This window comes from Longimicrobiaceae bacterium (assembly GCA_035696245.1).
Taxonomy (GTDB): Bacteria; Gemmatimonadota; Gemmatimonadetes; order Longimicrobiales; family Longimicrobiaceae; genus DASRQW01.
Genome location: DASRQW010000131.1, coordinates 1 through 10506 on the forward strand (window position 1 = coordinate 1; position 10506 = coordinate 10506).

Annotated in this window: 9 protein-coding genes; 8 read left to right on the plus strand and 1 reads right to left on the minus strand. The window is 70.8% G+C overall.

Annotation, left to right across the window (positions count from 1 at the left end):
- The 8 genes from VFE05_05850 to ssb form a co-directional block, all read left to right on the plus strand.
- A partial coding sequence (locus VFE05_05850) for a TGS domain-containing protein (GenBank protein HET6229586.1) occupies positions 1-1444 on the plus strand: 1444 nt, incomplete at its 5' end.
- A 574-nt stretch (positions 1445-2018) separates the two neighbouring features.
- A complete protein-coding gene (locus VFE05_05855) occupies positions 2019-3077 on the plus strand; it encodes a hypothetical protein (GenBank protein ID HET6229587.1) in 1059 nt (352 codons plus the stop codon).
- Positions 3078-3248: 171 nt separating this feature from the next.
- The gene (locus VFE05_05860; GenBank protein ID HET6229588.1) at positions 3249-3671 is read left to right on the plus strand and encodes a VOC family protein; all 423 of its coding nucleotides are present in this window, start codon (positions 3249-3251) and stop codon (positions 3669-3671) included.
- A gap of 445 nt (positions 3672-4116) precedes the next feature.
- On the plus strand, positions 4117-6177 hold the full coding sequence (uvrB, locus tag VFE05_05865) for an excinuclease ABC subunit UvrB (GenBank protein HET6229589.1): 2061 nt from the start codon (positions 4117-4119) through the stop codon (positions 6175-6177).
- Positions 6170-6850 (plus strand): tRNA (adenosine(37)-N6)-threonylcarbamoyltransferase complex ATPase subunit type 1 TsaE, encoded by a 681-nt coding sequence (gene tsaE, locus VFE05_05870; GenBank protein HET6229590.1) that lies wholly within the window; start codon positions 6170-6172, stop codon positions 6848-6850. The genes uvrB and tsaE overlap by 8 nt, the downstream gene beginning before the upstream one ends.
- Positions 6847-7611 (plus strand): tRNA (adenosine(37)-N6)-threonylcarbamoyltransferase complex dimerization subunit type 1 TsaB, encoded by a 765-nt coding sequence (gene tsaB / locus VFE05_05875; protein ID HET6229591.1) that lies wholly within the window; start codon positions 6847-6849, stop codon positions 7609-7611. The genes tsaE and tsaB overlap by 4 nt, the downstream gene beginning before the upstream one ends.
- Before the next feature lie 11 nt (positions 7612-7622).
- Positions 7623-8093, plus strand: coding sequence for a ribosomal protein S18-alanine N-acetyltransferase (rimI, locus tag VFE05_05880; GenBank protein ID HET6229592.1), 471 nt, complete (start codon positions 7623-7625; stop codon positions 8091-8093).
- Between the two features lie 85 nt (positions 8094-8178).
- Complete coding sequence (ssb, locus tag VFE05_05885; GenBank protein HET6229593.1) at positions 8179-8736, plus strand: single-stranded DNA-binding protein; 558 nt, start codon at positions 8179-8181, stop codon at positions 8734-8736.
- Positions 8737-9227: 491 nt separating this feature from the next.
- Here the strand turns inward: ssb and VFE05_05890 are convergent.
- Positions 9228-10506, minus strand: a 1279-nt coding sequence (locus VFE05_05890; GenBank protein ID HET6229594.1) for an FtsX-like permease family protein, incomplete at its 5' end; no start/stop codon positions are given.

Here is a 10506-nt window from a genome sequence, read left to right on the forward strand (position 1 = left end):
CTGGTCCATCTACCGCAAGATGGTGCGGCGGCAGAAGGGGTACGAGGAGATCTACGACCTGATGGCCATGCGGGTGATCGTGGAGACGGTCACCGACTGCTACCACGCCCTGGGGGTGATCCACAACCGCTGGACGCCGCTCCAGGAGCGCTTCCACGACTACATCGCCACGCCCAAGAGCAACATGTACCGCTCGCTGCACACGACCATCTTCGGTCCCGGCGGCAGGCTGTACGAGATCCAGATCCGCACGCGCGAGATGCACCGCACGGCCGAGTACGGCATCGCGGCGCACTGGAAGTACAAGGAGGGCAGCCGCGGCGACGACGTGGACGAGACGCTGACCTGGTTCCGCCAGGTGCTCGAGTGGCAGCAGGACGCCCGCGAGCCGGAGGAGTTCATGGAGTTCCTCCGCATCGACCTGTTCCAGGACGAGATCTTCGTCTTCACGCCCATGGGCGACGTGAAGCAGCTGCCCAAGGGCGCCACCCCCATCGACTTCGCCTTCGCGGTGCACACGCAGGTGGGGATGCGCTGCGCGGGCGCCAAGGTGAACGGCCGCATCGCGCCCCTCGCGCGCGAGCTGCGCAACGGCGACACGGTGGAGATCCTCACCGACGCCAAGCAGCGCCCCTCGCGAGACTGGCTGGCGTTCGTGAAGACGGCGCGGGCGCGCAACAAGATCCGCCAGTGGATCAAGGAGGAGGAGTTCGGAAGCTCGGTGCGCCTGGGCCGCGAGTTCATCGAGCGCGAGATCCGCAAGGCGCGGCGCGACAAGGTGAGCGAGGACCGCTTCGGCGAGGTGGCGAAGGCGCTGGAGCTCCCCGACGCGGACCACCTGTTCGCGGCGTTGGGACGCGGCGACCTGGGCCCCAGCGCGGTGATCCGCGAGCTGTGGCCCGAGACGGCCGAGGCGGCGCAGCCCCGCATCCCCAGCACCTTCGACCGGCTGGTGTCGCGCATGCGCGGCAAGCCCAAGGGGGTGCGCATCCAGGGGATGGACGACCTGATGGTGCGCTACTCCCAGTGCTGCCAGCCGGTGCCGGGCGACAAGGTCACGGGCTACATCACCCGCGGGCGCGGCGTCTCCATCCACCGGGTGGACTGCCCCAACGTGCTGCAGCTGGGCGACCACCCGGAGCGGCGGGTGGAGATCGACTGGGAGGCCGAGGCGGGCGACCGCTTCTTCGTGCGCATCGTGATGGAGGGCACGGACCGGCGCGGCCTGTTCGCCGACATCGCCAGCACCATCTCGCAGGCGAACACCAACATCAAGAGCGCCGACATCCAGGCCGACGAGCTGGGGATGCACGGCCAGTTCGTGGTGGAGGTGGAGAACCTGACGCACCTGAACCGGGTGCTCGCCGCCATCCGCAAGGTCAAGGGCGTGATCTCGGTGGAGCGGCGCGAGGCGGTGGGGGAGAGCGACCTGACCGAAGCGTAAGGCGGAACTCGCTGAGGTGCGGGATGTTGGTCGACGGATGCGATGGCCGGGTCGCGGCGGCCCGTCCGCGCGGAAGGAGTGGGGTTCGTGGCGGCGGCATCGCCCTGGCGGGAAAACCCGCGGGCTACAACGGCACGAAGGCCACCGGCGTGGCTTGCGGCCGTGAATTTTTCGCGACCAGCGTGCGAGCGTCGCAGCCGTACGAACCACGGGTGGTGCGGGTGGATGCCGCTGCATCGTTGCCTCATCTCAGCGCGGAACATGCGGCGCGTAGGGGTGCGATTCATCGCATCCGAAATTCTCCGAACGCGGAATCGCTGCGGCTACCTACGGCGCCGATGGTGCTTCGTCCGCGAACGTCTCTCCGATGCCTGGCGGTGGTGCGGCAGCAGCCCGCGAAGGCGGGCTTCGTGCCTTCGTAGCCGTGGCTTCAGCCGCCAGGCGTCTACCGCCCGCGAGGATTGCGGCACCCGGGCACCGTCCGCATCTCTCCATCTCGCTCGACCTTTCCCACCCTGCACTCCTGTTGCCCATGCGTCTGCGTTCGCGCTTTGCTTCCGTGGTGATCGTCGGCATGACGATGGCGCTGGGTCGCGTGGACCAGTCGCTCGCGCAGGCGGGTCGTGCGCAGGCGGACGATGCGGCGCGTTTCGATGCGCGGCTCAACGCGTGGGCGGACATGGAAACGGGGACGCCGGGCGAGCGCACGGCGGCGAGGGCGGCGCTCTCCGCGCTGGACTCGCTGGTGCTGCACCGGCTGGACGCGCGCGCGGCCCCCGCGGCCGTGAACCGTGCTCTCGCGGCGCTGCACGGCTACGAGGGTGCGACGGAAGGCGAGGGGACGCAGTTGGGGCGCGTCGCGTTCTACAGCGTGCTTCCACGCGAGCTGCCCAGCTATTACGCGCATCCGCTCGCCATCGGGCGGGACACGGTGGTGCTGGGGATCTTCGCGCTGCCGGGGCAGGGGCCCGCGCGCCTGAGTGTGTACGCACGCCGCGGGCGCCGGTGGACGCGGACGGCGCTGGCCGACCGCCCGTACCCGCTTTCCGCGTACGCGCTGCCGATGGGCGGCGACGCGCTGGGGCTGGTGACGATGGAGAGCTTCACCGGCGGCGACCGGGTGGACGGCTTCGTGAGGCTGTGGCGGCTGGACCGCTCCGGCGCGCTGCGGCTCCAGGAGGCGGGGCGGGGCAGGATGGTGGACTGGGATGCGAAGCCTTCGCGCACGTCGGTCGCCATCGCGTACGACAGCTTTCCCGCGGCCGTGGAGGCGCCCGTGCTGGGGACGCGGCTGCGCTCGCAGGTGACGTACGCGGTGCGCGGAGGCCGCATCGCTGCGGACACGGTGGCGCTCAACCCGTGGATGCACACCGTGGAGCGCTTCTTCTCGCTCGCGCGGCACGGGCGGCGCACGCAGGCACGCGGGCTGGTGCGGGGGAGCGACGCGCTGTTCGCCCGCGTGGCGCGCCTGCGGGAGAGCACGCTCGCGGAGGGCGGCAACGGCCCGCGCGGCGAAGGCTGGGTGTCGTTCGACACGAACCCACGTTCGCGCGTCGTCGTGCGGAAGGGCACGGACAGTCGGTGGCGCATCACCGGGCTGGTGCCCGATCCCGGCAAGCCCGCGAGCCCGTGAGCCGTCCGGCAAGCGTGGACGACGTGGAGCAGGGCCGGACGCCAGTTCGAGAGCGCGAAGTCGGCGATTCGGTCCCGGCGCGGATGTGTTGAGGTGGGGTGCGGATGCGGCGAGCGAAACGCTGCGGATGGTGGGGATCAGGCGGGCTGACGAACTTCACGGGAGGCGGGGATGAGCGAGACGAGCGGTGGGGCGGCGGGCGTGCGGATGAAGCAGCTCACGCCGGTGATGATGGTGGACGAGGTGGAGCCGTGCATCGCGTTCTGGGCGGACCGGCTGGGCTTCACGGTGGAGAACCAGGTCCCCGGTCCGGACGGCAAGCTGATCTTCGCCAGCGCGGCGCGCGACGGCATCGAGGTGATGTACCAGACGCGAGCGAGCGTGCTGGAAGAGACGCCGGACGCGGACGTGACCGGCCACTCGGTCGCTCTCTTCATCACCGTCGATGACCTGGACCCGGTGGAGCGCGCGGTGGAAGGCGCCCCCGTCGTGAAGCCGCGCCACGAGACCTTCTACGGCTCCCTGGAGCTGTACGTCCGCGAGCCCGGCGGCAACACCGTCGGCTTCGCGCAGTTCAAGCCCGCGGACGCGTAACGCAGCGTCCGGCGTACACGATCGGCCGAGCCGGGGGAGGCTGCCGGATTCGCGAGAGTGGGAACGCCGTCACGTGAGGGACGCGCGCCCGGAGGGGCGAGACCCCGGCGCGATGGAACGAGGAAGATCGGGGTAATGCCCGGAGGCTGACGACGCGCGGAACCGCCGGGGGCTCGCCGCAGTTGGGCAGCGTAGTGTGCTGCCTTACTGCGCGCGCAGCCCGGCCCCGCTCGCGGGGACACGCCCAACCCGTCGTCCCGCAGTTCCGCCGTCGCCCCTCCCGCCGAGAGACTTTGGATCACATGAGAACGACCCCGCGCCATTGCTCCACGCGGCGCGGGGTCGCACTTTGTACGAGATGCCCCCGCCGCGAACTGCGGTGTTTGTTCGGGGTATCAGGAGGGCTCGCCAGCAGCACCTCCATGCACTGACCGGAAAACGACTTATGCCGTTCGAGCTCGTCTCTCCCTTCTCCCCCGCAGGCGACCAGCCCCGCGCTATCGCGGAGCTGAACGAGGGCCTGCGCCGCGGCGACAAGTACCAGACGCTGCTGGGCGCCACGGGCACGGGCAAGACGCTGAGCATCGCCCACGTGATCGCGGAGCTGGGGAAGCCGGCGCTGGTGATGAGCCACAACAAGACGCTGGCGGCGCAGCTCTACGGCGAGCTGAAGCAGTTCTTCCCCAAGAACGCCGTCGAATTCTTCATCTCGTACTACGACTACTACCAGCCCGAGGCGTACGTGCCCACCACGGACACGTACATCGAGAAGGACAGCTCGATCAACGAGGACATCGAGCGGCTGCGCCTGCGCGCCACGTCCAGCCTTATGGAGCGCGAGGACGTGATCATCGTCTCCTCCGTCTCGTGCATCTACGGCCTGGGAGATCCCAAGGAGTACCGCTCGCTCATGCTCACGCTGGAGCGGGGGCAGCAGATCGCGCGGAAGAAGATCCTGGAGGCGCTGGTCAACATCCAGTACAACCGCAACGACACGGCCTTCGAGCGCGGCACCTTCCGCGTGCGCGGCGACACGGTGGAAGTGTACCCGGCGTACGAGGAGCAGGGGGTGCGCATAGAGCTGTGGGGCGACGAGATCGAGCGCATCTCGCGCTTCGACCCGCTCACGGGCGACACCATCGCGGTGCTGCCGCGCACGGCCATCTACCCCGCGAAGCACTTCGTCTCGCAGCGGCCCACGATCGAGCGCGCGGTGGGCCGCATCCGCGCGGAGCTGGACGGGCGGCTGCGGCAGCTGCTGGGCGAGGGCAAGCTGCTGGAGGCCCAGCGGTTGGAGTCGCGCACGAACTTCGACATCGAGATGATGCTGGAGATCGGCACGTGCGCGGGCATCGAGAACTACTCGCGCCACATCGCCGGCCGCGCGGAGGGCGAGCGGCCGGGCTGCCTGTTCGACTACTTCCCCGAGGACTTCCTGCTCGTCGTGGACGAAAGCCACGTGAGCGTGCCCCAGATCGGCGGGATGTACAACGGCGACCGGGCGCGGAAGCTCACGCTGGTGGACCACGGCTTCCGCCTGCCGAGCGCGCTGGACAACCGGCCGCTCAAGTTCGACGAGTGGGAGACGCTGACGCCGCGCGCCATCTTCGTCTCCGCCACGCCGGGCGAGTACGAGCTGGCCAAGAGCGGCGGCGTGGTGGTGGAGCAGATCATCCGCCCCACCGGCCTGCTGGACCCGGTGGTGGTGGTGCGCCCCGTGCGCGGCCAGGTGGACGACCTGCTGGCCGAGATCCGCGAGCGCGAGGGCAAGAGCGAGCGCGTGCTGGTGACCACCCTCACCAAGCGCATGGCCGAGGACCTGACGGGCTTCCTGCAGCAGGCCGGCGTGCGCGTGCGCTACCTGCACAGCGACATCGACGCGCTGGAGCGGGTGGAGATCCTGCGCGACCTGCGCCTGGGCAAGTTCGACGTGCTGATCGGCATCAACCTGCTGCGCGAGGGCCTGGACCTGCCGGAGGTGTCGCTGGTGGCGATCCTGGACGCGGACAAGGAGGGCTTCCTGCGCAGCAGCAGCTCGCTGATCCAGACCGTCGGCCGCGCCGCCCGCAACTCGCAGGGCAAGGCGATCCTGTACGCGGACCGCATCACCGGCAGCATGGCCAGGATGATGGAGGAGACCGACCGCCGCCGCGTGATGCAGGTGGCCTACAACGAGGAGCACGGCATCATCCCGCAGACCATCATAAAGAGCGTGGAGGAGATCGAGCGCTCCACGCGCGTGGCCGATTCGCGGTCGGCCAAGAACGCGGCTGCGGACGAGGTGAAGGCGAAGCGCGTGGCCGAGGCGCGCGCGCCGTACGGCTCCAAGAGCCTGGAAGAGACGCTCAAGGACGTGGAGCAGCAGATGCGCGACGCCGCGGCCCGCCTGGACTTCGAGCAGGCGGCGCTGCTGCGCGACCAGTACCTGGAGCTGAGGGCGCAGATGGACGGCGTACGCGCCGGCGCCGTCCCCAAGCGCTCGGTGGGAGCCATGCGCAATGCCTGACGGCGAGGTTCGGGAGATGAACGGCCGCGCATCGTCCGCCGGCGTCCACGCGGGCGCACCCGCCGCCTCGCATCGGCCGGCCGATGGTGTTTCAGTGGATGCGGAGTCGGCCGATGCGGGTTCCGCGGATGCAGAGTCGGGCGATACGGATTCGGTCGATGCGGGTTCGGGAGATGTAGGGCGGCTGACGGCGGGGGATGGCGAGCGCACGGCGCTGCTGAGCGAGCCCGAGCTAATTGCGTGGGGCACGCGGATCGGCCGGGAGGCGGGGACGCCGCTCGTGCTGGCGCTGGACGGCGACCTGGGCGCGGGCAAGTCCACGCTCGCCCGGGCCATCGCGCGCGGCGCGGGCGTGGAAGGCGACGTACCCTCGCCCACGTTCAACCTGATCTTCAGCTACGATACGCCGCGCGGCGTCCGGCTGCATCACCTGGACCTCTACCGCCTGGACCACCAGGACGAGGTGTGGGACCTGGGCTGGTCGGACCTGGGCGCGGAGAACGACGTGGTGCTGATCGAATGGGCGGAGAACGCGTTCACCCTCCTCCCCAAGCCGCGCTGGGACGTCGTCCTGGAAGAGGCGGAGACGGAGGACCGGCGCCGCGTCACCCTCACCCCCGTCGGCGATCCGCCCGCGCTGCCTCCGTTTCCGGACGCGGAGGACGGGCGATGAGCGGCCTCGCATCTCCCGCATCGGCTGACAGCGCCGCGTTCCTGGGAGAAGACGGGCGGCCGAACGGGCCGGTGCTGGCGCTGGACAGCTCCACCGCCACGGGCTCCGTGGCGGTGGGCGACGGCGACAAGCTGCTCGCGGAGACGGTGCTGAACGTAGGCCCCGGCCACTCGGCCGCGCTGCTGCCCGCGGTGGACGCGGCGCTGAAGACGGCGGGACTGAAGCCGCGCGACTTGGCGGGCGTGGTCGTGGCTGCGGGGCCGGGCTCGTTCACCGGCCTGCGCATCGCCGCGGCGTCGGCCAAGGGGATGGTGGCGGCGCTGGGCGTGCCCCTCTTCGCGTACTCCGGGCTGATGGCTGCCGCGGGCGCGTGCTGGGGCGCGGAGCGGCCGGTGTGCGCCATCTTCGACGCGCGGCGGCGGGACGTGTACGCGGCCTGCTACCGCTTCGGCGCGGGCGTGGAGGAGGTCTTCGCGCCCCGGGCGCTCACGGTGGACGAGCTGGTGGAACGCTTCCGCGACGACGCGCATCCCCCCATCTTCACCGGCGAGGCGGTGGCGATGCACGGCGAGGAGATCGCCCGCGCGCTGGGCGCTCCCGTGGTGCCGCCGCTGCTCGCCATCTCCCGCGCATCGGTGCTGCTGTGGCTGGCGCGCGCGGCCCCGGCGCTGGGGCGCGTGGCGGACGCGGCGGCGTGGGAGCCGGAGTACGTGCGTGCGTCCGGGGCGGAGCGCATCGCCACCGCCGCCGCGGCGGGGTGACGGAGGCGGGCGTGGACGCGGACCCGGGGAGATCGGGCGGCGAGCCCGTGTCCATCCGCGCTTTCCGCGACACCGACATGCCGCGCGTGCTGGCGATCGAGCGCGCCTCTTTCAGCACGCCGTGGAAGGAGAGCACCTTCCGCAGCCTGCTGATGCGCACCGACACCGACCTGTTCGTGGCCGAGCGCGGCGGCGTTCCCGTGGGCTACGCCGCCTGCTGGACGGTGGTGGACCAGGCCGAGCTGGGCAACGTGGCCGTGGCTCCGGAGGCGCGCGGCCTGGGGATCGGCGGCGCGCTGGTGGACCACGCGATCCGCTGCGCCCGCTCGCGCGGAGCCCGCGAAGTGTTCCTGGAGGTACGCGAATCCAACGTCTCCGCGCAGTCGGTGTACCTCGCGAAAGGGTTCCAGGTGCTGGGCCGGCGGCGGCGCTACTACACCCTGCCCACCGAAGACGCGCTCGTAATGCGCCTTGAGGCTTGACGCGCCTGTCCACGGCGTCTACTTTGGCGGGGTTCTCCCCGCCCGCGGTTCCACACACTCACGTCACACCAGCGAAGGAGGAGCTGTGTCACGCAGCTTGAACAAGGCGATCCTGATCGGCAACCTGGGCTCCGACCCGGAGATCCGCACCACCGCGAACGGGGGCAAGGTGGCCCAGTTCTCCATCGCCACCAGCCGCACGTGGAAGAACGCGAGCGGCGAGCAGCAGGAGAAGACCGAGTGGCACCGCGTGGTCTGCTGGGAGAAGCTGGCCGACATCGTGGAGCGCTACCTCAAGAAGGGCAACCAGGTCTACATCGAGGGCGAGATCGAGTACCGGCAGTACGAGGCCAAGGACGGCACCGGCACCCGCTACAGCACCGAGATCCGCGCCCGCGAGATGATGATGCTGGGCGGCAAGCCCGAGGGTGGCGGTGGCGGTGGCAGCTACGGCGGCGGCGGGGGATACGGCAGCGGTGGTAGCGGTGGCGGTGGCGGGTACGGCGGCGGTGGCGGTGGCAACGCCAATCGCGGCGGCGGCAGCGGCGGAGGCGGTGGGGGTGCCGGCGGCGCCAAGAAGGGCGGCAACTACGACGACTTCCAGCCGCCCGCCTTCGAGGACGACGACGACCTTCCGTTCTGACCTCCTGGGCTCTTCCCGCGCCGCCTGACCGAGCGCGCAAGGACGGGAAGCCGGCTGTACACACGACGACGGGCGGACCCGGCAGGGTTCCGCCCGTCGTCTTTCATCGCGCCTATGCCGCGGGAGCGTCCTCGTTCCGCAGCCGTGAACACCCGCCTCGCGCCCTAACCCTTCCACTACCAGATCCGCAGAAAAGCGTATCGACGGAGCGGAATCCGTCGGCATTGCTGATGATCTCGCCTCACGGAAACACACGCTGTCTGAACGGATCGGTATCCAGCAGCTCTCCCGTCCACCGCGGGGAGTCGTCGACGAGCTTCGCTCGCCCTGGAGGATGAAAGTGTCGCTACATCGCCAGTTCGACGCTTCGCGAAGATCACTTTCTCCCCAACGGCATCCTTCCCCGGCGATACCTCGCCGCCGGCCGACGAGCCCGGCGGCGTGCTTCGCCGGACGCGGCATCATCCACGTTCTTCGTATTCCGCCTCTCCTCACTCCGTGCGCAACGCCACGAGCGGATCGACCCTGCTGGCGCGGCGCGCCGGGATCCACACCGCCACCGACGCGACGCCGAGCACCACGGCCGCGATTGCAACGCCCAGCAGCGGTGGGCTCGCCAGCGGCCAGTTCAGCGCGTTGGAGATGAGGCGTGTGGCGACCATGCTCAGCGGCAGCCCGATGAGGAGGCCGATCGCGCCCAGGGCCAGCCCTCTCGTGAAGAACATGCGGACGACCTGGCCGCGCTGGGCGCCCAGCGCGGTGCGGATCCCGATCTCTCGCGTGTGCTGGCCGACCATGAACGACACCACGGCGTAGAGCCCCACGGCAGACAGGAGCAGCGCGAGCAGGCCGCCGCCGGCGACGGCTCCGCTGGTGCGCAGGAGATCGCGGCGCGCCCGCTCTTCTCGCTGCTCCATGGTCTCGGCCCGGACCACGGGCATCTGCGGCGCTTCGGCGGCCACCAGCTTCCGGATCTCGTTGAGCATGGGCGGCGCGGGCCCCGCCGTTCGCGCGATCACCCCCGTGTTCATGGGCATGTACGGCACGTACACGCGAATCTGGCCCTTGACCTCGGCAGGGCCCGCCGCCGCCGCGTCGACGACGCCTACCACCACCATCGGCGCGGAGCCGGAAGCGTCGGACAGCGCCGTGCGGAGCCGCCGCCCGAGCGGGTTGGCGCCGCCCCACAGCCGCCGCGCCAGGTCGCTGCCGATGATCACCGCATCGACGTGCATGGGGCGCGCGGCGTCATCCGGCGGATGCGCGTATTCGCCGGCGTCGAAGTCGCGGCCGCTCACGACGGGGATGCCGAACGTGCCGAAGTAGCCCTTCGGCGCGGCGATCAGGGTCGCCTGCATGGCGGGGCCGTACGCGACCTTCGCCACGCGGTCCGCGGGGTGCACCGCGAGCGGCACGGTGACCGTGCCCATCTGCATGGGCATCGCGGCGACCACGCCCGGCATCGCGGCGACGCGCTGGACGGCCGCGTCGATGCGGGATGCACGTTCCGCCGCGGACACCCGCCCGGCCCACGTGTCGAGCTCGATCTCCGCGACACGCCCGGCGACGGTGGACCTCGCGCCGCTGCCCGCGTCCGCCGCCATGGTCGCCACCACCACGCCGAGCGCCACGAGCAGCGGCTGGGTGAGCGCGATCTGGGCGACGACGAGCGCGCGCTGCAGCCGCGGGCGATTGGCGGCCACGGACGGCGATGCGCTCTTCAGCACCTCGCCCACGGAGACGCGCGTGGCGTGCAGCGCGGGTGAGACG

Coding starts and splice junctions, on each gene's coding strand:
- VFE05_05855 (HET6229587.1), top strand. CDS start 2,019: ATGACGATGGCGCTGGGTCGCGTGGACCAGTCGCTCGCGCAGGCGGGT.
- VFE05_05860 (HET6229588.1), top strand. CDS start 3,249: ATGAGCGAGACGAGCGGTGGGGCGGCGGGCGTGCGGATGAAGCAGCTC.
- uvrB (HET6229589.1), top strand. CDS start 4,117: ATGCCGTTCGAGCTCGTCTCTCCCTTCTCCCCCGCAGGCGACCAGCCC.
- tsaE (HET6229590.1), top strand. CDS start 6,170: ATGCCTGACGGCGAGGTTCGGGAGATGAACGGCCGCGCATCGTCCGCC.
- tsaB (HET6229591.1), top strand. CDS start 6,847: ATGAGCGGCCTCGCATCTCCCGCATCGGCTGACAGCGCCGCGTTCCTG.